At 55.6% G+C, this 25,779-nt stretch carries 26 protein-coding genes; 17 read left to right on the forward strand and 9 right to left on the reverse strand.

The window, feature by feature from the left end; all coding sequences use genetic code 11:
• The first annotated feature begins 4 nt into the window (after positions 1–4).
• The 3 genes from VJ369_RS15965 to holA are packed head-to-tail and all read left to right on the forward strand — an operon-like array spanning position 5 to position 3,931.
• A complete protein-coding gene (locus VJ369_RS15965; RefSeq protein ID WP_324093025.1) occupies positions 5–637 on the forward strand; it encodes a ComEA family DNA-binding protein in 633 nt (210 codons plus the stop codon).
• Complete coding sequence (locus tag VJ369_RS15970; RefSeq protein WP_324093026.1) at positions 634–2,904, forward strand: ComEC/Rec2 family competence protein; 2,271 nt, start codon at positions 634–636, stop codon at positions 2,902–2,904. The genes VJ369_RS15965 and VJ369_RS15970 overlap by 4 nt, the downstream gene beginning before the upstream one ends.
• 34 nt (positions 2,905–2,938) lie before the next feature.
• Entirely contained in the window at positions 2,939–3,931 is a 993-nt protein-coding gene (gene holA, locus VJ369_RS15975) for a DNA polymerase III subunit delta (protein WP_324093027.1), read from the forward strand.
• On the opposite strand, the gene VJ369_RS15980 is transcribed toward holA, so the two are convergent.
• The 3 genes from VJ369_RS15980 to VJ369_RS15990 all read right to left on the reverse strand — a co-directional run bounded on the left by VJ369_RS15980 (position 3,928) and on the right by VJ369_RS15990 (position 5,502).
• Entirely contained in the window at positions 3,928–4,410 is a 483-nt protein-coding gene (locus VJ369_RS15980) for an SRPBCC domain-containing protein (RefSeq protein ID WP_324093028.1), read from the reverse strand. The genes holA and VJ369_RS15980 overlap by 4 nt on opposite strands.
• A gap of 94 nt (positions 4,411–4,504) precedes the next feature.
• Complete coding sequence (gene rpsT, locus VJ369_RS15985; RefSeq protein WP_096257737.1) at positions 4,505–4,765, reverse strand: 30S ribosomal protein S20; 261 nt, start codon at positions 4,763–4,765, stop codon at positions 4,505–4,507.
• Positions 4,766–4,935: 170 nt separating this feature from the next.
• Complete coding sequence (locus VJ369_RS15990) at positions 4,936–5,502, reverse strand: type II toxin-antitoxin system PemK/MazF family toxin (protein WP_324093029.1); 567 nt, start codon at positions 5,500–5,502, stop codon at positions 4,936–4,938.
• 112 nt (positions 5,503–5,614) lie between these two features.
• Between VJ369_RS15990 and lepA the strand changes: the two genes are divergently transcribed.
• Together lepA and hemW are read left to right on the forward strand one after the other, a co-directional pair.
• Positions 5,615–7,459 (forward strand): translation elongation factor 4, encoded by a 1,845-nt coding sequence (gene lepA / locus VJ369_RS15995; protein ID WP_324093030.1) that lies wholly within the window; start codon positions 5,615–5,617, stop codon positions 7,457–7,459.
• Positions 7,460–8,689, forward strand: coding sequence for a radical SAM family heme chaperone HemW (hemW, locus tag VJ369_RS16000; RefSeq protein ID WP_324093031.1), 1,230 nt, complete (start codon positions 7,460–7,462; stop codon positions 8,687–8,689). It begins immediately after the preceding gene.
• 15 nt (positions 8,690–8,704) lie between these two features.
• On the opposite strand, the gene VJ369_RS16005 is transcribed toward hemW, so the two are convergent.
• Both VJ369_RS16005 and VJ369_RS16010 read right to left on the reverse strand, forming a co-directional pair.
• Positions 8,705–9,106 (reverse strand): DUF4870 domain-containing protein, encoded by a 402-nt coding sequence (locus VJ369_RS16005; RefSeq protein ID WP_324093032.1) that lies wholly within the window; start codon positions 9,104–9,106, stop codon positions 8,705–8,707.
• 86 nt (positions 9,107–9,192) lie between these two features.
• Positions 9,193–10,065 carry a DUF3097 family protein gene (locus tag VJ369_RS16010; protein ID WP_324093033.1) on the reverse strand — a complete coding sequence of 291 codons (873 nt, stop codon included), beginning with the start codon at positions 10,063–10,065 and terminating at the stop codon, positions 9,193–9,195.
• 125 nt (positions 10,066–10,190) lie between these two features.
• Here VJ369_RS16010 and hrcA point away from each other — a divergent pair, with 125 nt between their 5' ends.
• From hrcA to VJ369_RS16025, 3 genes are read left to right on the forward strand one after another with little or no spacing between them, the layout of a single operon-like run.
• Complete coding sequence (hrcA, locus tag VJ369_RS16015; protein WP_324093034.1) at positions 10,191–11,204, forward strand: heat-inducible transcriptional repressor HrcA; 1,014 nt, start codon at positions 10,191–10,193, stop codon at positions 11,202–11,204.
• A 52-nt stretch (positions 11,205–11,256) separates the two neighbouring features.
• A complete protein-coding gene (gene dnaJ, locus VJ369_RS16020) occupies positions 11,257–12,384 on the forward strand; it encodes a molecular chaperone DnaJ (RefSeq protein ID WP_105674126.1) in 1,128 nt (375 codons plus the stop codon).
• 2 nt (positions 12,385–12,386) lie between these two features.
• Positions 12,387–13,160 (forward strand): 16S rRNA (uracil(1498)-N(3))-methyltransferase, encoded by a 774-nt coding sequence (locus VJ369_RS16025; protein ID WP_324093035.1) that lies wholly within the window; start codon positions 12,387–12,389, stop codon positions 13,158–13,160.
• Between the two features lie 74 nt (positions 13,161–13,234).
• On the opposite strand, the gene VJ369_RS16030 is transcribed toward VJ369_RS16025, so the two are convergent.
• A complete protein-coding gene (locus VJ369_RS16030; protein ID WP_324093036.1) occupies positions 13,235–14,047 on the reverse strand; it encodes a GerMN domain-containing protein in 813 nt (270 codons plus the stop codon).
• A gap of 397 nt (positions 14,048–14,444) precedes the next feature.
• Here VJ369_RS16030 and VJ369_RS16035 point away from each other — a divergent pair, with 397 nt between their 5' ends.
• The 5 genes from VJ369_RS16035 (at position 14,445) to VJ369_RS16055 (ending at position 18,482) form a co-directional block, all read left to right on the forward strand.
• The gene (locus VJ369_RS16035; protein ID WP_324093037.1) at positions 14,445–15,470 is read left to right on the forward strand and encodes a PhoH family protein; all 1,026 of its coding nucleotides are present in this window, start codon (positions 14,445–14,447) and stop codon (positions 15,468–15,470) included.
• A complete protein-coding gene (ybeY, locus tag VJ369_RS16040; protein WP_324093038.1) occupies positions 15,470–15,943 on the forward strand; it encodes an rRNA maturation RNase YbeY in 474 nt (157 codons plus the stop codon). Before VJ369_RS16035 ends, ybeY begins: the two co-directional genes overlap by 1 nt.
• A gap of 3 nt (positions 15,944–15,946) precedes the next feature.
• Positions 15,947–17,239, forward strand: coding sequence for a hemolysin family protein (locus VJ369_RS16045; protein ID WP_324093039.1), 1,293 nt, complete (start codon positions 15,947–15,949; stop codon positions 17,237–17,239).
• Positions 17,229–18,191: a GTPase Era gene (era, locus tag VJ369_RS16050; RefSeq protein ID WP_324093040.1), complete on the forward strand. Its 963-nt coding sequence runs from the start codon at positions 17,229–17,231 to the stop codon at positions 18,189–18,191. The genes VJ369_RS16045 and era overlap by 11 nt, the downstream gene beginning before the upstream one ends.
• 87 nt (positions 18,192–18,278) lie before the next feature.
• Entirely contained in the window at positions 18,279–18,482 is a 204-nt protein-coding gene (locus tag VJ369_RS16055; protein ID WP_324093041.1) for a hypothetical protein, read from the forward strand.
• A gap of 35 nt (positions 18,483–18,517) precedes the next feature.
• Here the strand turns inward: VJ369_RS16055 and VJ369_RS16060 are convergent, their stop codons facing one another.
• A complete protein-coding gene (locus VJ369_RS16060; RefSeq protein ID WP_324093042.1) occupies positions 18,518–18,724 on the reverse strand; it encodes a hypothetical protein in 207 nt (68 codons plus the stop codon).
• A gap of 282 nt (positions 18,725–19,006) precedes the next feature.
• Here VJ369_RS16060 and leuA point away from each other — a divergent pair, with 282 nt between their 5' ends.
• From leuA to VJ369_RS16075, 3 genes are all read left to right on the forward strand, one after another.
• Positions 19,007–20,746: a 2-isopropylmalate synthase gene (gene leuA / locus VJ369_RS16065; RefSeq protein WP_324093043.1), complete on the forward strand. Its 1,740-nt coding sequence runs from the start codon at positions 19,007–19,009 to the stop codon at positions 20,744–20,746.
• Positions 20,747–21,082: 336 nt separating this feature from the next.
• Complete coding sequence (gene recO / locus VJ369_RS16070; RefSeq protein WP_324093044.1) at positions 21,083–21,832, forward strand: DNA repair protein RecO; 750 nt, start codon at positions 21,083–21,085, stop codon at positions 21,830–21,832.
• The gene (locus VJ369_RS16075; RefSeq protein ID WP_324093045.1) at positions 21,829–22,635 is read left to right on the forward strand and encodes an isoprenyl transferase; all 807 of its coding nucleotides are present in this window, start codon (positions 21,829–21,831) and stop codon (positions 22,633–22,635) included. The genes recO and VJ369_RS16075 overlap by 4 nt, the downstream gene beginning before the upstream one ends.
• Here VJ369_RS16075 and VJ369_RS16080 read toward each other — a convergent pair.
• The gene (locus VJ369_RS16080) at positions 22,632–23,681 is read right to left on the reverse strand and encodes an alpha/beta hydrolase (protein WP_324093046.1); all 1,050 of its coding nucleotides are present in this window, start codon (positions 23,679–23,681) and stop codon (positions 22,632–22,634) included. The genes VJ369_RS16075 and VJ369_RS16080 overlap by 4 nt on opposite strands.
• A 49-nt stretch (positions 23,682–23,730) precedes the next feature.
• Between VJ369_RS16080 and VJ369_RS16085 the strand changes: the two genes are divergently transcribed.
• Complete coding sequence (locus tag VJ369_RS16085; RefSeq protein WP_324093047.1) at positions 23,731–24,795, forward strand: quinone-dependent dihydroorotate dehydrogenase; 1,065 nt, start codon at positions 23,731–23,733, stop codon at positions 24,793–24,795.
• Between the two features lie 367 nt (positions 24,796–25,162).
• Here VJ369_RS16085 and VJ369_RS16090 read toward each other — a convergent pair whose 3' ends face one another.
• Positions 25,163–25,756 carry a DUF3043 domain-containing protein gene (locus tag VJ369_RS16090; RefSeq protein ID WP_324093048.1) on the reverse strand — a complete coding sequence of 198 codons (594 nt, stop codon included), beginning with the start codon at positions 25,754–25,756 and terminating at the stop codon, positions 25,163–25,165.
• Positions 25,757–25,779 lie beyond the last annotated feature (23 nt).

Below are 25,779 nucleotides of genomic sequence, written 5' to 3' on the forward strand. Positions count from 1 at the left end.
GCTCATGGGGCGCCACGACTTCTTCTCTAAATTTGCGCCACGGCCGACCCGTCTGCGCTTCGCCGTGTCGCGCGTGGCCGCGCTCGTGCTGGTGCTTGTGGTGCTGGTTTGGGTCGCCTTCTCCATTATCTTTGCCCCGCCACCGGCCGCCGAAGAATTAGAAGCAATCCCGCTGGTCGCCGATCCAGAACATCCCGCCGCGACCCAAGAGGTCAACATGATTACCGTGCATGTGGTCGGCGCGGTCAAAAAACCCGGTGTGTATGAACTAGCTGAGGGTTCGCGCATTATCGACGCCATTAACAAGGCGGGCGGGATGAGCAAAAAAGCTGCGCCCGAACTTCTCAATCTGGCGGCCAAACTCACCGACGGGCAACAAATCATCTTGCCCGGTGCCAGCAGCAGCAGCGCGCCGGAAGAAGCTACGAAAGCTCCCGGCGCCGGATCGAAGATCTCGTTGAACCAAGCCGATGATCAAACGCTGATGACCTTGCCCGGCATCGGGCCGGCGCTAGCCAAACGCATCATCGACTTCCGCACCAAAAATGGCCCCTTTACCAGCGTGGAGCAACTCGACGCGGTCTCCGGTATTGGGCCGGTCCTGCTGGGTGAACTTTCCGAGCTGGTGGTGCCATGAAAACAGATTTTCGCGGTTTATGGGTGCTCGCCGGAGCATGGCTGACCGCGTATTTGAAACCGGCCTTGCCCATAATGCTGGTGGTGCTGGTGCTCTTCTTCGTGATTCTGGCATTTCTACTGCGCCAGCGTCATGACGCACCCTCATCGGCACCGTGGTTTACCGGGCCGCTGTTATTGCTTTTAGCCGCGATCAGCGTCAGCGCTCTCGGCTCTGGGAACAATGAATGTTTATTGCCCGGGGACGCTGAACAGCAACGCAAGGTGATCGTCGCCTTCGACGAGCAACCCAGGGTAGGTGCGGATGCTGTCAGCCAAGGCGCTGCGCAGATTCTCAAATACTGGCACGAAGAGCAATGGGTTAGCTGTCCTCTTGAGATATATCTGAGCGTGCCCTACAGTCTCGATGTCACCGCCGATCGTTTTGAAACAATCCTCGCACTGCAAGCCACCGATTCAAACGGTTCGTTTGCGTGGTGGGCTAGGGCGCAGAGTGCGCCGGTCGTGCTCAGCACCCAAGATCTCGACGCCGCCGATTACCTAAAAACACGATTCGCATCCAGCTTGCAAGAGCTCAGTCCCGAAGCACAGGGTCTACTACCTGGAATGCTCTATGGCGACCGGTCGGGGCAAAACGAAGAACTCTCGACCGCCATGAAAAATAGTGGCTTGAGCCATTTGACCGCGGTCAGCGGCTCAAATGTGGCATTGCTTGGGGCGATGGTGTTAGTTCTCCTGCGGCTTTTTACCGTGCCCAGAATCCCTGCGGCCCTCTTGAGCATCGCGTTTTTGGGGCTGTTTATTTGGTTTGTGGGACCAGATCCCAGCGTGCTCCGAGCCGGACTAATGGGAATGATCGCCACTATCTCGCTGCTGCTCGGTCGTGGCCGCGGTTCACTGGGCATTCTGAGCTTGTCCGCGACGATCCTGCTTCATCTGGATTCCTCGCTCGCGGTAGATCCGGCCTTCGCCTTATCGGTGCTGGCGACCCTAGGAATCATCGTACTGACGCCCGCGCTCACCGAGATTTTCTCGCGTTTTTTCCCGCCATGGTTTGCCCAGCTCACCGCAATTTGTTGCGCCGCCCAGTTCACTTGCCTTCCGGTAATTATCGCGTTGAACTCAAACTTCAGTTTGTACTCATTGCCCGCGAACCTTGTAGTAGCCCCCTTGTTGCCGTTGATCACCACCGTCGGTGTGCTTTGCCTATTGCTTTGCACCGCCTTGCCCGGTGTAGTTCAGCTGCTGGTGTGGGTGCCTGGACTGCCGGCCGGTTGGATCGGAAAAGTAGCGTTATGGGTGGTCGAGTTACCCGGTGCTTCGCGTCCTTGGCCAGCGGGGATTGCCGGTATCAGTCTAGCCATTGGATTCTCGGTGGTTTTCACCGTATTGCTTGTGACTGGCCGTGAAAGTGAACATCTGGCGGTGCACCGCGTCGCTGCCGGCGGTTTGATCGCAGCACTGGTGGCGATGTCTGCGATAGTTGTGCCGGCGACCTTGTTCTATCGTCCAGATCTTGGCGGAGATTGGAATGTTGCAATGTGTGATGTCGGGCAGGGGGATGCTTTTATGATCCATACCGGTCCAGAAGAAGCGTGGCTGCTGGATTCGGGCCCGCCCGATGGGGACGTGGAATCTTGCGTGAAGCGATTAGGAATCACGAAGCTGTCCAAGGTGTTTATTACCCACGAGCATGCCGATCATTTTGGTGGAGTACCTGAAATAGAGGCATCCGGAATCCAAATCGGCCAGCGGCTAGTCTCCTCTGGTTTTACCCCGGACCTCTGGCAGGGTGCGGAAGTTATCGGCCCCGGCGATAGCGGCGGCACCGACGAAGTACGGTACCGGGTAATCGGCCCTGATGAGGTCAGCGCGCGCTATGCAGAGCCCAATGACACCTCTTTGGTGATCGTCTTCGACTTTATTCTGGATGGGGGAGTAGTCAGCTTCTTTACTGCCGGGGACTTAGAGGAAGCTGCGATGCATCAGTTGCTGGCGAGCCAACCACAACCACCGGTCCAAGTGCTCAAAGCCTCGCATCATGGGGCGAAAAATGGTGGGGTCGAAATCATCGAGAAACTCAAACCCCAAGTGATCTTGGTATCCGTGGGCGAAGACAATTCATACGGTCATCCGCACCAACAGATTCTTGACGGCGCCGCACAAGTGGGCTCGAAGGTTATCAGGACGGATCAGGAAGGTAGTGTTCTGCTCACATTCGAAGCAGACAAGGTGCTGGCCAAGGCGATTGGAGCTGTAGTTCGGTAGGATCAAGGTACCGCACGACGCATAAAGGAGCTCGATGGCACGCGCGCAAGCATCCCCGGGAATCTCGTGGAGGGATTTAACTCCTCAACCACTGATCCTACTGACCGGATCCGAACAATATCTGGCTTCTCGGGCGTTCGAACTGTTGCGTAGCCAAGCGGCAACACGCGAAGACATTCAACATACGCGACTCAACGCGGCCACCTACGAGCCCGGAGAACTATTGCTTGCAACGAGCTCCTCGTTGTTCTCCAGCGCCAACTTGGTCGAAGTCCATGACCTGGCCAGCATGAATGAGTACTTCCTCAAAGACGCCTTGAACTACCTCAAAGATCAGGCCCCTGAGAATGTCCTGATACTGCATTATTCAGGCGGCACCCGAGGCAAGAAACTATTAGACGCCATCAAGGCTGCCGGAGCGTTGATCGTCAATTGCCAGCCAATCAAGCGCGATGCTGAAAAAATTGATTTTGTGCAGGCTGAGTTTAAGGCCGCCAAACGTCGAATCACTAATGACGCAGTGAAGTCGTTGGTTGCAGCCGTGGGCAATTCGTTGGCAGAACTTGGCTCAAGCTGTCATCAGCTAATTCAAGACACCACTGGCACTATCGACCAGGAAGTAGTGGATCGCTATTACGGCGGACGGATTGAAGCGACAGCCTTCAAAGTGGCAGACGCGGCGCTGGCAGGAAATGCGCAGCTCGCGTTGACTACCCTGCGCCATTCACTGGACACCGGAACCGACCCGATTCCCATTGTTGCAACTTTGGCGATGAAAATTCGCCAATTGGCCAAGGTACTTGGTGTTAATGAGCCTGCGGCATCGTTGGCTTCAGAACTCGGTATGGCACCGTGGCAGGTGCAGGCCGCTCAGCAGCAGGCCCGCGGGTGGAAGCGTGCGGATGTCGCCTTGTGCATTGAAAATATTGCGCAAACAGATCGTATGGTTAAAGGTGGTGGCCGTTCTCCAGGTTATGCCTTAGAACGTGCCATCTTATTCATTGCGTCCAAAGCCCCCAAACGTTAGTTCACTTGCTTTGTTTCTGCGGCTAATTTCTCATAAAGGGACCAAAAGTCTGCCATCGGGCGAGGCGACCCGCAAAGTAGATCTTCTAGATACTGCAGGTGTGTCTGCCATCCGGTGAAGTAATTAGTAGCTTGATCCGACAGCTGACTGTGTATGAGCGATAACTTGGTACCCGTTGAGTTGCCGGCGAGTCGTAGTTCCAGCATTGACAGGTTCTCGTCCGGGAACTTCCACGTCATGATCAAGAGTTTCGCTGGATCGCACCGTTGGATGAGACAGGTGCACCAATAGTCTGTGGCGTGTTGAATTTCTACAAGCTGTCCGACTTCGAAATTTGCCAAGCGAGGTTCACCAAGCCACTTACTTAGCTGGGCGCCTTGCGTCAATGCGTCCCATAGCTGGTCAGTTCTGACCGGGTACTGCCAGTGATGGATGACCGCGGTATTCTCGGATCCGATCCAGCTATTGAGTTGAGGCATGCTCACAGGCTAGCCCAACGATGAAAATAGTGGTTAAAACACAAGATCCCCGAAGCCCTGAGGATTCGAGGATCTTGCTGAAGTTTAGCGGTGCTTAGAGGGCGTTAACCTTCTTGGCGATTGCCGACTTACGGTTAGCAGCGTTCTTCTTGTGAAGAACACCCTTGCTAACTGCCTTGTCGAGCTTCTTGCTAGCCAAACGCAGTGCGTCAGTTGCCTTCTCCTTGTCAGCGGTGGCGACTGCCTCGCTGACGTTACGGATAAGGGTCTTGACCTCCGAGCGGACTGCTACGTTACGTAGACGAGCCTTTTCGTTGGTAAGGTTACGCTTCTTCTGGGACTTGATGTTTGCCACTTTAATAAACTCTCTCGTTTATCGTCAAATACGGTCGGTAGAGGGTTCATCCTTCGGGCCATCGACTGAGCGGTGTGGGGCACCTATGGCGACCCAAAGGGGGCGTGTCACCCAACCTGCGTGACACACAAGAGTTAACTCTAGCAGAACGGCCGTCCAGCGACTAACGCCTAGCGCTGCTTATTTAGGGTGTTCACCACATTGCTAAAACGCTGTTCATCAAGGATTGCACCCTCGCGACGCACCGAACTTTGGCTGAGCCGGATAATTCGGTCTAGCTTGACCTCGCTTGGCCTGCGTTCACGATCCCAGTCACCGGTACCAATATCCATGTAGTCCGAATTCTGGTGACCCTCAAAGTTTTTGTCCTTGCTGGTCAGCATCAAGCCCAGAAGCCACCGCCCATCACGTCCGATAATCAATACCGGGCGGTCTTTGCCTTGGTTGTGATCTTCCTCGTAAGGAACCCAGCCCCAGACAACTTCACCGGGATCTGCTTCGCCGTCCAGGCTCGGGTTGTACTCGTAGCGAACGGTACCGCGAAAATCTCCGGGATATGCAGAGCCAGACTGAGCCGCTGGGCCGTTGGAAGCTGCCTGCGGATGCCGGGATCCGCTTGGTGCCTGAGTTGGCCGACGGGTAGTAGTTGTGCCGGTTGGTCCGTTGCTGCGTGAGGAGTTAAAAAGTTTAACCGCACGCAGTACAAGAGAAAGAATCTTCTGTGCATTCAAAGCCATGATCGACAAACTATCAGGGCGCGCCCTTCCAAATAGGTAGTGACGCGTAAATCATGACAGAATGGAGCCTAATTCCGCGTAAATTCTTAGTTTGTAAATGAGGTCTGTTTAGGTGTCTCCATTGGCCCGCACCGCCCAGGTGCCAGCCGCGACCGATCCGTCGCTCATCCGTAACTTCTGCATAATTGCCCACATCGACCACGGTAAATCAACCTTGGCCGACCGCATGCTGCAGTCCACCGGCGTGGTTTCCTCGCGCGATATGAAGGCCCAGTACCTGGACCGCATGGATATCGAGCGTGAGCGCGGTATCACCATTAAATCGCAGGCAGTGCGCATGCCGTGGGAAGTCGACGGGGTGACCTATGCGCTGAACATGATCGACACACCAGGACACGTTGACTTCACCTACGAGGTTTCTCGCTCCTTGGCGGCCTGTGAAGGCGCCATTTTGCTGGTTGATGCGGCTCAAGGCATCGAAGCGCAGACCCTGGCTAACCTTTATTTGGCCATCGAGAGTGATCTGAACATCATTCCGGTGCTCAACAAGATTGATTTGCCTAACGCTCAGCCGGAAAAATACGCCGAGGAATTGGCAAACTTAATTGGCTGCGAAGTTGAAGACGTACTGAAGGTCTCGGGTAAAACCGGCGAAGGCGTTGAAGACTTGTTGGACGAAGTGATCAAGCAGTTGCCAGCGCCTCAGGGTGTGGCTGAGGCTCCGGCTCGCGCAATGATTTTCGACTCGGTGTATGACACCTACCGCGGTGTGGTTACCTATGTTCGCGTGGTTGACGGCATGCTTCGTCCGCGTGAGCGTATTCAGATGATGTCCACCGGCACTACTCACGAACTTCTTGAAATTGGCGTTTCGGCACCTAACCCGGTTCCAAGTAAGGGTCTGGGCGTGGGTGAAGTAGGCTACCTGATCACTGGTGTGAAGGACGTTCGCCAGTCCAAGGTTGGCGATACGATCACCAATAGCATCAAGCCTGCCACCGAGTCTTTGGGCGGCTATGAAGATCCGAAGCCAATGGTCTTCTCTGGTTTGTACCCGATGGATGGCAGTGACTACCCAGCGCTGCGCGATGCTCTGGACAAGCTCCAGCTCAACGACGCTGCATTGGTGTATGAACCAGAAACGTCGGTAGCACTAGGCTTCGGCTTCCGTGTTGGTTTCTTGGGCCTGTTGCACCTGGAAATCACCCGCGAACGCTTGGAAGCCGAGTTTAATCTCGATCTGATTTCCACCGCTCCCAACGTGGTGTACGAGGTCATGCGTGAAGACAAGGTCATGATCACCGTGACCAACCCGTCGGAGTTCCCAGAAGGCAAGATCCTTGAGGTTCATGAACCTCTGGTGTCCGCGACTATCCTTGCCCCGGCTGAATTTATTGGTTCGGTGATGGAGCTGTGCCAGGGGCGACGTGGCACGCTTCGTGGCATGGACTACCTCAGCGAAGAGCGCGTAGAAATGCGTTACACCTTGCCGCTAGCGGAGATCGTGTTCGACTTCTTCGATCACCTCAAGTCCCGTACCCGCGGGTACGCCTCCTTGGATTGGAAGGCCGACGGCTCGCAAATTGCCGACCTTGTCAAGGTTGATATCTTGTTGCAAGGTGAGCAGGTTGATGCTTTCAGCGCGATCACTCACCGTGACAAGGCGTACGCCTACGGTGTCATGATGACCGGAAAGCTGCGTGAACTGATCCCGCGCCAACAGTTTGAGGTGCCAATTCAGGCAGCTATCGGTTCACGCATTATTGCTCGTGAATCCATCCGAGCTATTCGCAAGGACGTGCTCGCAAAGTGCTACGGCGGCGATATTAGCCGTAAGCGCAAGCTGCTTGAAAAGCAGAAGGCCGGTAAGAAGCGTATGAAGATGGTCGGTCGTGTGGAGGTTCCGCAGGAAGCCTTCATCGCCGCCCTATCCACCGGTGAAGAGAAAAAGAAGTAAATGCCCTCAGTTTTGCCTGATGGCGATCCGGCACCGGCCGATGGTCTGCTCCCCGCATTATGTTCGCACAATGCGCAGGAGCGGACCATGTCCTTCTATGTGCATATTCCGTTCTGCACTGTGCGTTGCGGTTATTGCGACTTCAACACCTACACCGCGAAGGAACTTGGTTCTGGTTCGAGCCAGGCCAGTTATGCTGCGACGGTAAGTCAGGAAATCAGTTTCGCTCGCGGTGTGATGGACAAGTCTGAAATTGAGCATCGCGAGATTGAAACCGTATTTTTCGGCGGTGGTACCCCGACCTTGCTACCGGCCAGTGACCTTGTTTCGGTATTAGACCGCATTCGTAGTGAATTCGGGCTCAAGCCCGGTGCTGAGGTCACCACCGAGGCGAACCCCGATTCGGTGACTCGTGAAAGTCTGCAAGAGCTCAAAGATGGCGGATTTACCCGTGTCTCCTTTGGGATGCAGTCTGCAGTACCCCATGTCTTGGCGGTCCTAGAACGCACCCATGATCCCAAGCGTGTTCCACAGGTAGTTCAGTGGGCCCGCGAGGTGGGTCTGGATGTGAGCGTGGATCTGATTTATGGAACGCCGGGGGAGTCGGTTGAGGACTGGCGTACCAGCATCGAGGCCGCGCTATCCTACGAGCCCGATCACATTTCTGCTTACGCACTGATAATCGAAGAGGGAACTAAACTGGCGGCGCAGATTAGGCGCGGCCAGGTTCCTAATATTGACGATGATGATCATGCCGAAAAGTATCAGCTAGCCGATGAGATGTTCGCTGCCGCCGGCTACCAATGGTACGAAGTCAGTAACTGGGCCAAGGGTGAAGAGCATGCTTGCCGCCATAACGTTGCCTACTGGCAAGGTGGTGACTGGTGGGGCGCAGGCCCTGGAGCGCATTCGCACGTGGGCGGTTTGCGCTGGTGGAATGTGAAGCATCCGGCCGCTTACCAGCAACGTATCGATGGTGGCATCTCTCCTGGACACGGCCGTGAGTTTCCTAATGCAGAAGCGGTTCAGTTAGAACGAACGATGCTCCTGACCCGGCTCAGCAGTGGAATGCTTATCGCAGACCTGGAAGAGCATGGCCGGAAGGCCGTGGCAGGTTTAATCGCCGATGAGTTGATTGATCCGAAGGCAGCATTTGCTGGATCTGTGGTGTTAACGCAACGAGGCCGGCTCTTGGCCGACCTGGTTGTTCGAGAATTATTAGATTTCTAGAGCGTAGAAAATTAGTTACTTCATCAACCGCAGGTTAATGAGGTAACGGTATGGGCGTCCCTTGTTGACCTGAATGGCTGCACGGGCGCCCATTAGCGTCATGTAGACCCAGAGTGCCACGGTAAGTACAGCGAAGATCCAACCAATGCCGGGGATCAAGGTCAGCACGTTCAGGATGATTGCCAAGATAGTTAGCGGGAACGTGAAGTTGAAGGCTTCCTTCGACTCCTGAGAAGTGAAGGGCCCCCGGTCGCGGTACACCGCGAAGATAATGGCCGATGGGATGCAACCGAGTATGGCGCCGAAATGCGACATCATTGCCCATTGACGATCCTCGGAAGGAGACAAGGGTAATGCTGAGACCTTGGAACCTTCGAAACGTGAATTCTCCGGCGGTAGGGTCTTGCGTGTTGTCACGTGGCTCTTCCTTGTCTCGATAGGGTGTTGTTCCAATTCTATCGAGGTTCTAGCGATGTAAAGGCCAACCCGCCCTAAATCTCCAACTATTGGTCAATCGTTAGGAAACCGTAATCTTCACTGGTGAGGAAATCGATCAGCTCTTCAACTTTGCCTAAGAGCTGTGGTTCTAGCTGAGAATAGTGGTCAACGTGGGAAAGGATGCGTTGCCAACCCAGGCCGATGTCCTCTGCTGTGGAGTGTGGCCAACCGAACTCGCGTAATATTCCGGTTTTCCAATCGGTACCGCGCGCAATGACTGGCCAATTCGTAATATTAAGCGCCGAGGGTTTAACCGCCTGCCAGACATCGACGTACGGATGGCCCAGGATCAACACATGCTGCGCTGCGCCGGGGACCCGCATGGCTTCCTTGACGATGTGGTCTTCTTTGGTTCCAGAAATAAGGTGATCCACTAGGATTCCCAGGCGCCGTTCCGGTGAGGGATTAAATGCTCGGATTGCCCCGGCAAGATCATCAACCCCGTGTAGTGGTTCCACCACAATGCCTTCCACACGCAGGTCATGGCCCCAGACTTTTTCGACTAATTCGGCGTCGTGTTTACCTTCGACCCAAATACGACTGGCCCGGGCGGTACGGGCCTTGAGATCAGTGACCGCACGCGAACCGGATGCCGAAACTAACTTCTTCGGTGCCGCCGCTTTAGGCTGCGGTTCAACGATCTCGACCGGTTCTCCTTCGAGCAGGAATCCGAACCCGGCTTGGAAAGAACGTGTTTTACCTCGACGGTCCTCCAGCACGATGACACGCATCCCTCCGGACTTTTCGGTGCGAACCACTTCGCCGACCCATCCGCTGTCCACGTCTTCCAACAACAAACCGACGGACACCGGAATTTGACGTAGTTTTTTGGGTGCTGGTGCGCTGAGGTCTTGCGCTCCCCAGGAGTAATTGGACACGTACTGCCTTTCGCTGTGATCGAATACGCTCGAAATCCAATGCTAGCAACCGATGAACGTATTAGACTTGGCACTTGATAGGTTCGAGTGCCAAAACCTTGCGTGGTTTCATAGGAGGTGTTGAGGTGAGTGAGTTTCGACGACTAGACGTCTTGCGCGCCATTGTGGAGGACTACGTCCAGTCCCATGAACCAGTCGGGTCCAAGGCATTGCTCGATCGTCATAACCTAGGAGTTTCCGCGGCGACGATCCGTAATGACATGGCCTTGCTGGAAGAAGAAGGGCTGATCGCGGCTCCACACACCTCTTCAGGGCGTATTCCAACGGAAAAGGGCTACCGTCGTTTCGTTGATCAGATAGGTGAGCTGAAGCCGCTGTCTAGGGCCGAACGCGAAGCGATCAACAAGATCTTAGATAGTTCCCAAGATCTCGACGAGGTTCTGCAAAGTACCGTTCGGTTGTTGGCGCGCCTGACAAACCAAGTCGCACTGATTCAAGTTCCGCACTATGACACTGCGTCCTTGCGAAATCTGGATCTTGTGGGGTTGGGTTCCGCGCAGGTTTTGATGGTGATGATTGCCTCCAATGGGACGGTAGACCAGCGAATGATATCCACCGTGAGGGCTTATAACGACGAGGAACTGCACGCCCTGAAGCTGACTTTGCTTAACGCTCTTGGCGGACGGCAGCTTGCCGAGCTCGTGGGAAGCCTAAAGCTGGATATGATCCCACCGCAGCTTCAAGAAGATCCTTTGTTCGAATCGATCGTGGGTAGCCTGCAGGAAATGGCACGAGCAGCGAATGCGCAGCGCATCGTGATGGCCGGTACTGCTAACCTCGCACGTTCCTCGGGTGACTTCCCGTTGACGCTGACCCCGGTTCTGGAAGCCTTAGAAGAGCAGGTAGTTTTGCTTAAGCTATTTTCCGAGCTGGAAGCCGACTCACGTGGTGTAGCGGTGACCATTGGTACCGAACATCATTACGGACAGTTATCCGATGCCACGGTGATTGCCACAACTTATGGCTCCGACGCGCGTAGCAAATTGGGTGTGCTTGGACCGACCAGAATGAATTACCCCTCATCGATGGCATCGGTACGCGCGGTAGCGCGCTACTTATCGAAAATTTTGACGAATTAGTATTCGTCACCACTAAATTTTTTTATATTTACGAAAGGACACGGCGAATATCGTGAGCTCGCATTACGAGACGCTGGGTGTTGCTAAGGATGCGACCCCGCAGGAAATCAAGAGTGCCTACCGCAAACTGGCACGAAAGTTGCACCCAGATGTAAACCCTAGTGAAGGTGCTGCTGAACAATTCAAACTGGTCACCCGCGCCTACGAGGTCCTTTCCGATGAAAAGAAGCGCGCCAACTTTGACGCGACCGGGGACCTGAACGGCAACGGTCAGCAGGGTTTCGGTGGAGGCGGCGGACAGAACTTCGGTGGCTTCGGCGATATCTTCGAACAGTTCTTTGGCGGGGGACAGGCTCAGGGGCCGGCCTCGCGTACGCAGGCTGGCCGCGATGCGCTGATCACCATCACCATTGATTTGGAAGATGCGGTCAAGGGCACCGTCTATCCGCTGGAAATGGAAACCGCCGTGACGTGCAAGGCCTGCGATGGTTCATGCTGCCGCCCAGGCACCAGCCCGGTCACTTGTGAAACCTGCCGTGGTGCAGGTCAGATCCAGCGCCCGGTACGTTCCTTCCTCGGACAGATGATGACCGTCGAAACTTGCCCCGCCTGCCGCGGGTTCGGTACCACCATCCCCGATCCATGTAATGAATGTAATGGCGAAGGCCGCGTGCGCGAGCACGTGTCGAAGTCGCTGAACATTCCTGCCGGTGTTGATTCGGGAACCCGAATTCAGCTGCGCGGGCAGGGCGAAGCCGGTCCTGGTGGGGGACCGAACGGTAACCTCTTTGTTGAGATCGATGTTCGCCGCCACAAGGTGTTTGAGCGCGCCCAGACCGATCTGCATGCGAAGATGACCATTCCGATGACCGCTGCAGCACTGGGCTGTGAGCTGAAGCTTGAAACCTTCGATGGCGAGCAGCAGATCAACGTGGAATCCGGTGCCCAAGATGGGGATACGATGACGCTGCCAGGTCTGGGCGTACCACGTCTGCGCGGTGGCAAGCGTGGCGACGTTATCGTGCACCTGCAGGTGGAGACGCCAACTAAGTTGGATGCCGCACAGCGTGAACTGCTTGAGCAGCTGGCAGAACTTCGTGGCGAACAGCTCACCTCTGGTCGTGTTGAGCAGTCCGGCGGCATGTTCTCCCGGTTGCGCGATAAGTTGAACCAGCGCTAAACATGAGCAATCACAGCTTTGTGATCTCCGCGGAGCAGGGTGCACTAGCCCTGGTGGGGGAAACTATCGAACTCACCGGGGCTGAAGCCCATCATGCAGTGGCCGTGAAACGGGTGTCTCCCGGCGAAGAGCTTGATCTGCTCGATGGAACCGGATTGCGCTTGCGCGTTAAAGTGCTGGACGCGTCCAAGGAGTTGCTGCGCGTCATCTTGCTTGAACGCCAACAGGAAGATCCTCCGGCACACCGTATTGGATTGGTTCAGGCTCTAGCCAAGGGTGACCGTGACCTGCAGGCCGTGGAATCCGCCGTGGAGCTCGGTGTGTTTACGGTCCGTCCATGGCAGGCCGATCGGTCTATCGTGCGATGGAGCGGAAGCAAGACCGAGAAGGCAATGGCTAAGTGGCGTTCGCTGGTGCGTTCGGCACAGAAGCAATCGCGTCGTGCATTTGAACCTGAAGTCTTGGAACCGGTTAATACCAAGGCGCTGAGAAGCCAGATTCGCCAGTTGTGTGAAAACGGCGAGTTAGTCTTGATTCTTCATGAGGCAGCGCAACTATCCGTCACGCAGGAAATGCAGAACTGGCTAAGCCAGGCATCCGAGCAGGCCGGTGTCACCTTGGTGGTCGGACCTGAAGGCGGTATCAGCGACGCTGAGCTTGAACAGTTTGTTGTTGCCGGTGCCCGCCCGGCCCTGCTGGGGCAGCATGTCTTGCGTGCTTCAACCGCAGGGCCTGCAGCCTTGGTTCTGGTTCGGCACCTGCTGGGCGAGTTATAAATCGACAAACAGAAAATGTTCAGCATAACCAAGCGGTTGTGCTGAACATTTTTTGTGGTTAAACGGGCAAGGATTTACTTGATGGTGAATTCACTGGACACCGAAGCGATTTTCTTCGTGGACCCAGTTTCTTGTCCCCAGAAGGTCAGCTTGTAGGAACCCACTCCTAACTGAGTGGTGAAGCTGAACGAACCGTCTTTTTTGATCGATGATGCTTTGATAGCTTCAGCCGCGGTCAAAACGGTCAGCTTGCCGGTTTTGTCCTTGCTTTCCAGACTGAAGTAGATGCCGTCGGTAAAGTCGGCGGTTCGTCCGGAGAATTTGATTTGCCCGGCCTTATTTGTGGCACCAAATTGTGGATCGATGATCCAAATTGGCGCCATAAAGCTTGCATCGCGTTCGTATGAATCGGCGAGTCGTAAGTCGCCGAAGACCGTCGCATTTGCTTGACCGTCGACCAGGATTTTTACCTTCGGAGGCAATGTGCCGATTAACAGCCCCGCGTTGGAAGCGGCAGCGGTTGAGGTGAAAACCAGTTGCTGAATGGTGCGTTCGGACAGCCCGCGGTCGAGTTTAGCGCTGAAGACCTTAGCGGGAAGATCAAGGGTAATGACGTTTTCCTTGTTCATGGACACGCCAACTTCGCTTGATGGCTTCAGATGTGTGTACCAGACAGGATTTACTGACTTTTCATTAAGCAGGTAGGAGATGGAATCCCCAATGGGCTCGCCAGTCACATTTTTTGTGGCGTATTCACGGTATAGATATACGCCAAGATCCGTGTTTTCCAGCCAATAGATCGGCAACCGGTCAATTGATGATTGATGTTCAACTGAGTCACTTGCAGCGGGTAGTGCCAGTGAGGCAGCGGCCGAGCTAATCGGCATTTGGTGTGATTCCTCGCGAGAAGCAAGACCACAGCCTACTGCCGCGACGAGACTTAGAGTGACTCCAATAACGGCAACCCGCTTTGAAACCTTTCTCGTGAATCTACCCTGCACTACTTACCAATCCGTTGATCAATCGCTTAACGTCGAGCCATTAGATGCCCTGACGCTCAAATAGTTTGGCACACGAAGCTGAGCAAAAAGCAGAAATCGGGCGTTTCGACGCATTCTTAACCAAATCTATACCTTGGCCACCAGTGATACTTAAGAAACACTTCAGATGCAATGAGCCCTTGCTCATGGCGAAAATCTTCCCGAAGACTGACCGTCACGGATAGACTGTAAGGTACGAGAAAGAACCATCGCCAAGCTTGATAAGAGGGGCACTAAGCACTGCATGCAGGTTAAACATAATAAGATACCGGCCGAGTCTGACTCCGCGTCCATGACCATCACCTTCGAGACTGCCGAACTTATGGTCGCGACGCTAGGTCCTAGTGATGAATTATTGCGCATCCTGACAGGTGCCTACCCCTTGGTGCAGTTCCGCCCCAGCGGCTCCGCCCTGACCTTGATCGGCGAACCCATCCAGGTACGTAAGGCGCAGCGGGTTACCGAAGAAGCGCGGGCCTTAGCTAGCCGCGGTTCGCGGATGAGCGCCGATACGATCGAGCAAATCATCAAAATGCTCTCTGCTGGCGGTGGCGATACACCCACCGACGTGCTGGGTCTGAAGATCCTGTCTGGCCGTGGTCGATCGATTCGGCCAAAGACGCTGAACCAAAAAAGCTACGTCGACGCGATCGAGGACAACACCATCACCTTTGGTGTGGGTCCAGCCGGTACCGGTAAAACTTTCCTTGCCATGGCGATGGCGGTGGCAGCCTTGCAAGCCAAGGAAGTGAGCCGCATTATCTTAACCCGTCCAGCGGTAGAAGCGGGGGAGAAGCTGGGTTTCCTCCCCGGAAGCCTGACCGAAAAAATTGATCCTTACCTGCGTCCGCTGTACGACGCGTTGCACGAGATGATCGACCCGGAGACCATTCCACGGCTCATCGAGGCCGGGACAATTGAGGTGGCCCCGCTGGCTTACATGCGCGGACGCACGCTCAATGATGCCTTTGTCATTCTGGACGAAGCGCAGAACACCACCAGCGAGCAGATGAAAATGTTCCTCACCCGTTTGGGCTTCGGTTCAAAAATGGTGATCACCGGAGACGTGACCCAAGTGGATCTGCCCGGAAACGCGGTCTCCGGACTAGCCATGGTCATCGAAGTGCTCGAAAAAATCGACGACATCAAGCTGTGCCGGCTGGATGCCGGGGACGTGGTGCGCCACCGCCTGATCGCAGACATTGTCACGGCTTATGACCGTTGGGACACCAAAAAACGTGAACAACATTCCCGGGGACGGACCAAGTAATGAGCGTTGAAGTAAATAACGAAACCGACTATGAAGTGGACCTGCACGATGTCCAGAAACTCGCCGACTCGATTACCGGGGCGATGTTCATCCACCCGGAAACCGAAGTTTCCATCGTCTTCATCGACGAAGATGCGATGAGCGAATTGCATGTGGAGTGGATGGACCTGGAGGGCCCCACCGACGTGATGAGCTTCCCGATGGATGAACTACGTCCAGGATCCGAAACCGCTCCGTCGGAAAGCGGAATCTTAGGCGACATCGTGATCTGCCCAACCATCGCCGAAGCTCAGGCGAAGGCCGGCGGGCACGCAGTCCATGATGAGATTTTGCTGCTGACCACCCACGGCATGCTGCACCTGATGGGCTTCGACCACGAAGAGCCAGAGGAAAAGGCCGAAATGTTCGCCCTGCAGCGCCGCCTGCTCGAAGGCTACACCGGCCGCCCAGCACCGAAAGAAACGGTGGAATAGCCGGTGGGCGCAGTACTACTCATTTTGGCATTGGTCTTCATGGCCTGCGCCGCAATCTTAACCGCAGCGGACTCGGCCTTCTACGCATTGTCGCGTAATGCGGCCGAACGGTTGCGCAGCGAATCGGATTCAAAGTCGCTGAGCCACATTCTTGACGACACCGAATCCCACGCCCAGGCAATCCGCTTCTGGCGTATCTGGTTTGAAACCGCCTCCGCGGTGGCGGTAGCACTACTGGCGGCGCGCTGGATCGAAAGCCTCTGGCTAGCCGGACTACTGGCCACCGTGGTGATGGCCGCCATCGGGTTTGTGCTGGTGAGCGTGTCACCTCGGCGTTATGGTCGATCCAATGCTCGCAACGTCGTCCGCGCGACCGCGCCGATGGTGCGCTTGTTGCGAGTCTTATTGGGCCCGATCACCAATTGGCTGGCCAGCATCGGTACCGCCATGAGCCCAGGGACTGGCAACGACGAAGACGGCTACCTGGGCAAGGAACGCCTCCGTGACATGGTCGATCGCGCCAGCGAGGGCGAAGACCTTGATGAGGAATCTGCCGAACTGATCTCCTCGGTGATGGACCTGGAAGAAACCAACGTGCGTGCGGTGATGGTGCCGCGCACCGACATGGTGGTGCTCACCGGGGATCACACGATCAACAGTGCGTTGGAACTGTTTATGGCCTCAGGCTATTCGCGGATCCCGCTGATTGGCGAAGATACCGATGACATCCAGGGCATCATCTACCTCAAGGATGTAATCTCTGAGATCCACGGTCTGCAGCAGGCCGAACGTCTGGAAGATCTGGCCCGGCCGGTACGCTTTGTGCCCGAATCAAAAAATGCTGCAGACCTTCTGCAGGAACTGCAGCAAGAAGCCATTCACCTTGCCGTGGTGATCGATGAGTATGGCGGCACCGCCGGGCTGGTGACACTCGAAGATCTGATCGAAGAGATCGTCGGCGAAATTGACGACGAATATGACCGCTCACGTAACGAGATCATCGAGAATCCAGACGGTTCGCTGTTCGCCATGGCCTCGGTGTCCATCGATGATGTGGCAGATCACTTCGACGTGCTGATCGATGATGAAGATGTTGACACCGTCGGTGGGTTACTCTCGAAGGTGCTGGAATCTGTTCCAGTACTCGGCTCCACCGCCGATGTCCACGGACTACGGCTAACCGTGGTGGCCCTGGCGGGCCGCCGAAACCGTATTGGCAAGATCCATGTAGAGCGTCTGGAAACGGACGCATCCGACCATAATGAGAACAACGAGGTTTCCGCCGATGAGCGATAACGAGAAAATGATGCCCACCAGTGGCTGGCCCGAGAACTACCGTTCGGGCTTCACCTCTTTTGTGGGACGCCCAAATGCCGGAAAATCGACGCTGACCAACGCTCTGGTTGGCCAGAAGGTCGCGATTACCTCGGCTAAGCCGCAGACCACCCGGCACACCATCCGCGGTATCGTCCACCGCGACGACGCCCAGCTGATCCTGGTTGACACCCCTGGTTTGCACCGGCCACGCACCTTGCTGGGCCAGCGCCTCAACGACTTGGTCGCGCAGACGCTGTCCGAGGTGGATGCCATTGGTTTCTGCCTGCCGGCCAATGAGAAGATCGGTCCCGGTGACCGCTTTATCGCCACCCAGTTGGCGCAATTGCAGCGCAAGCCAATCGTAGCCCTGGTCACCAAGGCTGATCTGGTTGACCGTGAACAGCTCGCCGCACAGCTCATGTCGGTAGCCGAGCTAGGTGTGGAACAGTTTGGTGAAGATGGTTTTGCGGCCATCATCCCGGTTTCCGCGGTGAAGGAATTCCAAGTTCAAGAGGTCGCAAACGTGCTTGTGGAGCACCTGCCGAAGGGTCCACCACTGTACCCGGATGGTGAACTCACCGACGAGCCTGAAATGAAAATGGTCGCCGAACTTATTCGTGAGGCTGCCCTTGAAGGCGTACACGACGAGCTCCCGCACTCCTTGGCCGTAGTGGTCGAGGAAATGATCCCACGTGAGGGACGCAGCGAAGATAAGCAGCTGATCGACATTCATGTCTCCTTGTTTGTGGAACGTTCAAGCCAGAAGGCCATCATCATCGGCAAGGGCGGATCACGTTTGCGCGAGGTGGGCTCCAACGCCCGTCAGGGCATTGAAAAGCTTTTGGGCACCAAGGTGTACTTGGACCTGCATGTGAAGGTCGCCAAGGATTGGCAGCGCGATCCTAAGCAACTAGGACGCTTGGGCTTCTAAGTCCGCGTTCCTTGGGAGCGCTCGCCCCGGGATCGGTCTGGCTACTGCAGACCGATCCCGGGGCGAGCGCCCTTTAAAAGCACCATTATGGCCAGCAATTCACTGTTTTCGGTCTTAGCTGCCGGCAGGTTGCTGATGCTCACCGGAGCGGCGCTGGTTCAGGTTTCCGAACCTCTCGCACTGATTCTGGCCGGCCAAGGAGTGCTGATTTTCCTTGCGTGCCCTACCTTTACCTTGGCGATAGAAATTCGTTGTTCACGGCTCCGCAAACGAGGGCTGGAAATTGGGTGAGGACTAGGTCGCGCCCAAACGTTGATTGCCAGGGTTCAAAGAATCACCCTGCTGTTAGCTCCGCCGGTGCCGGCCCGGAGCTGCGAGAGGGCATTGATAGTTTCCCGGAGGCGGTGCTGCTCATTGCCAGCATCGTGCTGGTGGCCGCGGGACTTTGGCTGGCGCCACCGGACGAAACTCTGTGCGTCGCTCCTAACAAATCCATGCACTGCAGCAGAGAATCGTTTGATCTTGTAGGGCATTAATTACCAGTTCCTTGTAGACCAAGAGTTGCCTGCTGGCCAGCAGAACAACACGGCCTTGATCAGGAGTGTCCACTATTTGACACAATTGAGTAGCAAGTCACGGTCCACATCAAAGCGGTGTTATGCTCAAATCGTGCATTTCGAGCTTCTACTACTAATCTGCCGCTGCGAGGATCCAAGAGACCGTTAGTGGTCAATTCGGCCGACCTTCTCGCCGCGGAGTAGCTCATGTCTGGCCCCACACAACTAAGCACCAACATTGTCTAGGGGAAAACCGAAATGCAGAACATGCAAAAATCTTCGAACATGCCGGTCCACAAGTATGTTCCTTTCCAGGATCAGATCGAAGTCAACCTGCCCGATCGCACCTGGCCAGATAAGTACATTACGAAGGCTCCGCGCTGGTGCGCGGTTGACCTGCGTGATGGAAACCAGGCACTGATCGACCCGATGAGTCCAGAGCGCAAGCACAAGATGTTTGACCTGTTGGTCCAGATGGGTTTCAAGGAAATCGAAGTTGGTTTCCCTTCCGCTTCGCAGACCGACTTTGACTTTGTCCGCCAGCTGATCGAACGCGGCATCCCTGATGATATCACCATCCAGGTGTTGACCCAGTCCCGTGAGCACCTGATCGAGCGCACCTATGAGTCGCTGCAGGGCGCCAAGCAGGCAATCGTTCACCTGTACAACTCCACCTCGATCTTGCAGCGCGAAGTTGTCTTCCGCCAGGACGAGGATGGCATTGTTGATATCGCCGTGCAGGGTGCACGTCTGTGCAAGAAGTACGAAGAGCAGCTGACCGGCACCAAGATCACCTATGAGTACTCTCCAGAGTCCTACACCGGGACCGAACTGGCATTCGCCAAGCGAATTTCCGAGGCAGTAGCCGAAGTTTTGGAAGCCAGCCCGGAGAACAAGATGATCCTGAATCTGCCGGCCACCGTCGAAATGGCTACCCCAAACGTGTACGCCGACTCCATCGAGTGGATGCACCGTAACCTGTCGAACCGTGACTCGATTATCTTGTCGCTGCACCCACACAATGACCGCGGCACCGGCGTTGCCGCCGCCGAGCTGGGTTACCTGGCTGGCGCGGATCGCATCGAAGGCTGCTTGTTCGGTAATGGCGAGCGCACCGGCAACGTTGACCTGGTAACCCTGGGGATGAATATGTTCGGGCAGGGCGTGGATCCACAGATCGACTTCTCCGATATGGACCACATCCGCCGCACCGTCGAATACTGCAACCAGCTGCCAGTTCCAGAACGCAGCCCTTACGGTGGCGACCTGGTCTTCACCGCTTTCTCCGGATCCCACCAGGATGCGATCAAGAAGGGCTTGGAGGCTATGGACGTCAAAGCCACCGCCGCAGGCAAGGAACTGAACGACATGGTCTGGGCTGTCCCATACCTGCCCATCGATCCAATGGATATTGGCCGTTCCTACGAAGCCGTGATCCGCGTGAACTCGCAGTCCGGCAAGGGAGGCGTGGCTTACCTGCTGAAGAACGACTACAACTTGGATCTGCCGCGCCGTGCGCAAATCGAGTTCTCCGGAGTCATCCAGAAGAAGACCGAAACCGAAGGCGGCGAGGTTTCCTCGGCCACCATTTGGAATGTCTTCCAGGACGAGTACCTGCCAGTCAGTGAAGACTCCGGATTGGATACCTGGGGTTACTACCAGATTGCTTCGGCGACCGCTGCCTCGGCCGAAGATGGAAGCTTCCAGCTGGACGTGAAGCTGATCATCGATGGAGTGGCGCATGAGCGCAGCGCCCAGGGTAATGGTCCGGTATCCGCCTTGGTCAAGATGCTCAATGATGATGGAGTAGACCTGCGCGTGCTGGACTACACCGAGCATGCAATGAGCGAAGGCGGCAACGCGCGCGCTGCCTCATTTGTTGAATGCGCCGTCGGAGATCGCATCCTGTGGGGCGTCGGGATGGACACCAACACCAACATCTCAGCACTGAAGGCAGTGGTATCTGCCGTCAACCGCGCGATTCGCGACGCTAAGTAACTACAAACCACAAGCACAAAAATGCTAGGAACCAAATGGTTCCTAGCATTTTTGATTTCGGGGGACGGGAATGGGAGCCGCAGCCACTGCGGTCCACTTTTACGCTCGAGCGTGACAAGGACGGCGGCAACAAGGACTTAGGGCACAGTGCGGAACAAAGCGGTAGCCATCTGAAAACTCAGTGGGATTGGCCGCTGACCAGACTAACCATTCGGGCCCCGGTTGCTGCAGAGAAATACCGCCCGTGTAATCCGCGGTGACCAACGGTACCGCTGAGAGAAGGATCCCCGGTGGTGAATTGCGATATTTCCAGTTTCAAGTGGGAGAATTGAAGACGTGTCACGTTCCGGATTCGCCTCACGCAGTTACCACACCCGTGGGCTGGTGTTGCGTACCCATAAACTGGGCGAAGCAGATCGCATCATCACACTGATCACTCCTAAAGGTTTAGTACGCGCGGTCGCTAAGGGTGTGCGCCGGACCTCTTCGCGGCTCGGTGCCACATTAGAACCATTTATGGAAGTTGATGCGCTAATCGTGATGGGGCGCAATCTTGATGTCGTCTCGCAGGCTCAGCTGCGTCATCCTTATGGGCAGCAGCTAGTAAGCGACTACACGAGTTATACGGTGGGCACGGCAATGGTTGAAATTGCCGAAAGACTGCTCGAGGCCGACGCGGATTCAACTGGCAAACAATACTTGTTGCTGCACGGCGCGATTGCGCTGTTGTCAAAACATCGGGTTGATTCCGGGGCCCTGCTGGACTCCTATATTCTACGAGCGCTATCTATTGCTGGTTGGGCGCCATCATTTACCAACTGTGTTAAATGCGGGAGGCCTGGCCCGCATGAAGCGTTGCATATCCAATTGGGCGGGGTCGTGTGTGCCGACTGCCGGCCTTCAGGATCATTGGCACCGCATCCGATTACCATTGGTTATCTGCAGGCATTACTCACCGGCGACTGGGACACGGTTGCTGAAGCCGGACCACGAGCTAAAAAACAGGCAGCTGACATTGTTGCCAACTACCTGCAGTGGCACCTGGAGCGTGCCGTGAAATCGCTGAAACACGTGGAGAGAACATGAGCAAGCTTCGTCCGATTACCGGCCGTCCTGGTCCGGTCAAGCCATACCCGCACCCGGATAACCCGGTGATGCCCAGCATCCCTGCAGCCTTAGTGCCTGAGCACGTAGCGATCGTGATGGATGGCAATGGCCGGTGGGCCAACCAACGTGGATTACCTCGCACCGAGGGACACCGGGCCGGCGAAGCAGCGCTCCTGGATGTCATGGCCGGAGCAGTAGAGATGGGCGTCAAACATATCTCCGTATACGCTTTTTCCACCGAGAATTGGAAGCGAAGCCCCGAGGAAGTACGTTTCCTGATGGGATTCTCACGCGACGTGCTGCGACGCCAGCGCGATACCCTGAACTCGTGGGGCGTACGAATTCGTTGGTCTGGTCGCGAACCGCGATTATGGAAGTCGGTGATCAACGAGCTGCGAGCCGCCGAGGAGCTAACCAAAGATAATCTGGGCTGTCAGCTGACCATGTGTGTCAACTACGGTGGCCGAGCCGAAATTGGTGATGCGATGTCCGCGATCGCTGCAGATGTTGCCGCCGGTAGGCTGAAGGCCTCCTCCGTGGGCGAGAAGACTTTGGGCAAGTACCTCTACGCTCCGGAGCTTCCAGATGTGGATCTTTTCTTGCGTACCAGCGGGGAGCAGCGCACGAGTAACTTCCTGCTGTGGCAGTCGGCGTACGCGGAAATGGTGTTCCTTGATCAGCTGTGGCCCGATGTGGACCGTACTACGCTATTCACCGCGGTAGAGCAGTATGCGCAACGCGATCGTCGTTACGGTGGAGCCGTAGACAAACCGAAGAGCTAGCGTTTACGTTGAAACATTCTCAGCCACAAGGCTAAGTCTCGATATGCCGCAGCCCTGGTTGGTTCCGCCGAGGTGAACACGTCGTGCATGGCCCCATGTATTTGTGACAGTGTCACAAAACTGCCCAGTTTAATGGCACGCAATCGGGTCTGCTGCACATCGATCACGGAATCAGAGTTCTGCATGATGGGGGAGTAGTTGGTGCTCAGGTGAGACGCATTTGAACTGAGCACCAGAATCGGTTGGGTTAGGTCCAAACCTTTGGCGACGAGCGCATGCCCATCGAGGATGGTTTTCATCCAGGCGGTAGTTGGCTGGAATGCGTAGCGCGGTCGCCACAGTCGGTGAATGTCCCATTCACCGACTCCTTGATCACTGAGCGAATGCCAGTAGTGATCGCGTTCGGGCAGCACGAGTTTGCGTCGCCCGTTATTACGTCCAATAGCTTCTAGGATCCCGTGCATGGGAACGCGCAAAAATGCAGTTCCTTGAAATTCCAGCCAGGGGGCGTTGAGTACTAAGGCCTGTACACGAGCTGCCGTACGCGCTAACCAGAGGGTGAGGATTAGCCCGCCTTGGGAGTGACCTTGAGCAATGATCGGAAGATCTGGATGCGCTGCACCGAGTACCTCCATGGAGGCGTTGAGCTCTTCGTCATACACAGCAAGGTCATCGACGTAACCAGGTATTTCATGCTCGGCCCGAAGACTGCGACCGTAGCGGCGCAGATCAAGTGCGTAGAAGTGGTAACCGCGCGCTTCCCAGAATTCGGCCAGTTCCCGGTTGTAGAAATAGTCGCTCCACCCATGCAAGCTCAGGACCACGCCGCTGTAACGTCGCGGGAGCAAGGTGCGCCAGCCAAGCGGCTTATAACGAACTAAGGTGCCGACGGCGGGGCCTTCAGCATCAACACCGAAGTCCAGGGTCGTGTATTCGAATCCTTCGCCCAGTGGATCTGGAACCCATTGACCGGGTTCGGTGCTGACCGTGAAGTCTGGCCATTGCCCGCTGGATGAATACGTTGAGCCCTTCATATCTTGAAGCATACCGATCTCAAGTTGTCTGTTAGGGGATCTTCGCGGGAAACTATTAACCATGCGCATTTATCCTCTGGTCTTCAAGCATGTTTTCACCAAGATGGATCCTGAAAAGGCCCACTATTTCGCTTTTGACGCCATCAAACTCGCGCAGCGTGTGGGTTTGACCAAGGCAGTCCGTAAGTTTTTTGCCCCCAACCCTAAGCTTCGTCGTACCGTGATGGGAATTGATTTTCCTTCACCGTTTGGTCTCGCGGCGGGGTTTGATAAAGGTGCCACCGGAATTTTGGCGCTCAGCGACATCGGGTTTGGACATGTGGAGATTGGTACCGTCACCGGTCAAGCTCAACCGGGTAATGAGTTGCCTCGGCTATTTCGTTTGGTCGAAGACCGCGCAGTCATTAACCGCATGGGCTTTAACAATGAGGGTGCCGAAACCGTAGCGGCACGTGTTGCGACTGCACGCCAGCAACTGAAGAGCCACTACTCCGGTACCCGTCCGGTAATCGGTGTGAATATCGGTAAAACCAAATTGGTTGAACTCGAAGATGCCATCGGCGACTACCTTGAATCAACCCGCCAGCTGGCAAACCATGCAGATTACCTAGTTGTTAATGTTTCCAGCCCCAACACGCCGGGTTTGCGGCTGTTGCAGAGTGTTGAGTCATTGCGTCCTCTGCTCAGTGAGGTGGGAGCACTGGCCGATCAAGTCGCCGGGCGTCACCTTCCGTTGTTGGTCAAAATAGCTCCCGACCTGAGCGACGAAGATGTTGCCGATGTTGCAAAATTGGCCACCGAGCTTAACCTTGATGGCATTATTGCCACCAATACGACAATTACTCGCGACGGTCTAAGCAGTGACTCTGCGCGCGTGGCAGAAATCGGCGCCGGTGGACTCTCCGGAGCACCGTTAAAACTTCGTTCATTGGAAGTGTTGCGCCAGCTACGTGAATTGGTTCCTGCCCAGATGGCTTTGATTGCCGTGGGTGGCGTGGAGAATGCTGACGACGTGAAGGCACGTTTGGATGCCGGTGCAGACCTAGTTCAGGGTTACACCGCGTTCCTCTACGAAGGTCCTTTCTGGGCTCGTGCGATTAATAAGGAACTTGCTCGTACCCTGTAGTGCAGCACCTATGCAAACAAACGGTCCTCTGAAACTTGGTTTCAGGGGACCGTTCGCCGTTTAGCCAGCTGGTCGTTGCCGGGGGAGAAGTCGAATTCTTAATGGACGTCGTGAGCGGCTTTGGTGGGGATAGGCAACGCACCAAAGTAAATCATTGTGTACGCCCCATAGAACCTTGTATGTCGCGTTACAAATGAAAGCGGCACGTTGATGGAAGACTCCACAACGCAAATATTTTAAAGCTTGTGAAAGCATTTACAAACTTTTATCTTTGTGGAGTTGACGATGAATTATTGCCCGTTGCGTTTTTGGGCATTAAGAAGGGCGGGCCTTTTGGGGCCCGCCCTAGAAGATTTGGACTGAGAGACTAGTCGATATTTGCGCCGCGCTTGACCTGCGGCTTAGGAAGCCGCAGCTTGCGGAACTGCATTCCGCGCATTGCAGCATACATGCGAAGGCCGCGGTCCATCGAGCCGAACTTGGCCACCAGGCGACGCTTGAGAAGTATCGTGGTCACAATGAGTTCGATGATGACCAAAGCGATTACGACCCAGAGCGCACCCTGGACGTACATTTGCACGCTGAGATTCTTGTTGAAAGTCAGTGACAAGATCAAGAAAGCGAAGATCACAAACATCATGAACTCGCTGAACATCCAGCGGGAATCGATGAAGTTACGGGCGTAACGCTTCTGGGCTCCCTGATCACGTGGCATGAGATAGCGCTCGTCACCGGTTTCGTTAGCGATACGCAAACGGTTCTGCGCCTCGATACGCCGCTGACGGTCGGCTTCTTTCGCCGCCTTGCGATCGGTGGGCACCAACGGACGCTGGCGGCTAGCCTGCTGTGCGCTGCGCTTCGGGGTCGGTCCGGTCTTGCGGCCGTCCGTTGTTTCAGGAGCCGAGGCTGTCGGCTCTACATTTGCGGGGGATTGAGAGTCATCTTTTTTACGTCCAAACACGCCCCTATCCTACCGGGTTGTTG

It is taken from the genome of Glutamicibacter sp. (assembly GCF_035257265.1).
GTDB lineage: Bacteria > Actinomycetota > Actinomycetes > Actinomycetales > Micrococcaceae > Glutamicibacter.

What these genes read in the sequence shown, in the direction of transcription:
- VJ369_RS15965 (WP_324093025.1), top strand. Translation starts at nt 5, where the DNA reads ATGGGGCGCCACGACTTCTTCTCTAAATTTGCGCCACGGCCGACCCGT.
- VJ369_RS15970 (WP_324093026.1), top strand. Translation starts at nt 634, where the DNA reads ATGAAAACAGATTTTCGCGGTTTATGGGTGCTCGCCGGAGCATGGCTG.
- holA (WP_324093027.1), top strand. Translation starts at nt 2,939, where the DNA reads ATGGCACGCGCGCAAGCATCCCCGGGAATCTCGTGGAGGGATTTAACT.
- VJ369_RS15980 (WP_324093028.1), bottom strand. Translation starts at nt 4,410, where the DNA reads ATGCCTCAACTCAATAGCTGGATCGGATCCGAGAATACCGCGGTCATC.
- VJ369_RS15990 (WP_324093029.1), bottom strand. Translation starts at nt 5,502, where the DNA reads ATGGCTTTGAATGCACAGAAGATTCTTTCTCTTGTACTGCGTGCGGTT.
- hemW (WP_324093031.1), top strand. Translation starts at nt 7,460, where the DNA reads ATGCCCTCAGTTTTGCCTGATGGCGATCCGGCACCGGCCGATGGTCTG.
- VJ369_RS16025 (WP_324093035.1), top strand. Translation starts at nt 12,387, where the DNA reads ATGAGCAATCACAGCTTTGTGATCTCCGCGGAGCAGGGTGCACTAGCC.
- VJ369_RS16030 (WP_324093036.1), bottom strand. Translation starts at nt 14,047, where the DNA reads ATGCCGATTAGCTCGGCCGCTGCCTCACTGGCACTACCCGCTGCAAGT.
- VJ369_RS16035 (WP_324093037.1), top strand. Translation starts at nt 14,445, where the DNA reads ATGCAGGTTAAACATAATAAGATACCGGCCGAGTCTGACTCCGCGTCC.
- ybeY (WP_324093038.1), top strand. Translation starts at nt 15,470, where the DNA reads ATGAGCGTTGAAGTAAATAACGAAACCGACTATGAAGTGGACCTGCAC.
- era (WP_324093040.1), top strand. Translation starts at nt 17,229, where the DNA reads ATGAGCGATAACGAGAAAATGATGCCCACCAGTGGCTGGCCCGAGAAC.
- VJ369_RS16055 (WP_324093041.1), top strand. Translation starts at nt 18,279, where the DNA reads ATGGCCAGCAATTCACTGTTTTCGGTCTTAGCTGCCGGCAGGTTGCTG.
- VJ369_RS16060 (WP_324093042.1), bottom strand. Translation starts at nt 18,724, where the DNA reads ATGCCCTACAAGATCAAACGATTCTCTGCTGCAGTGCATGGATTTGTT.
- leuA (WP_324093043.1), top strand. Translation starts at nt 19,007, where the DNA reads ATGCAGAACATGCAAAAATCTTCGAACATGCCGGTCCACAAGTATGTT.
- VJ369_RS16075 (WP_324093045.1), top strand. Translation starts at nt 21,829, where the DNA reads ATGAGCAAGCTTCGTCCGATTACCGGCCGTCCTGGTCCGGTCAAGCCA.
- VJ369_RS16080 (WP_324093046.1), bottom strand. Translation starts at nt 23,681, where the DNA reads ATGCTTCAAGATATGAAGGGCTCAACGTATTCATCCAGCGGGCAATGG.
- VJ369_RS16085 (WP_324093047.1), top strand. Translation starts at nt 23,731, where the DNA reads ATGCGCATTTATCCTCTGGTCTTCAAGCATGTTTTCACCAAGATGGAT.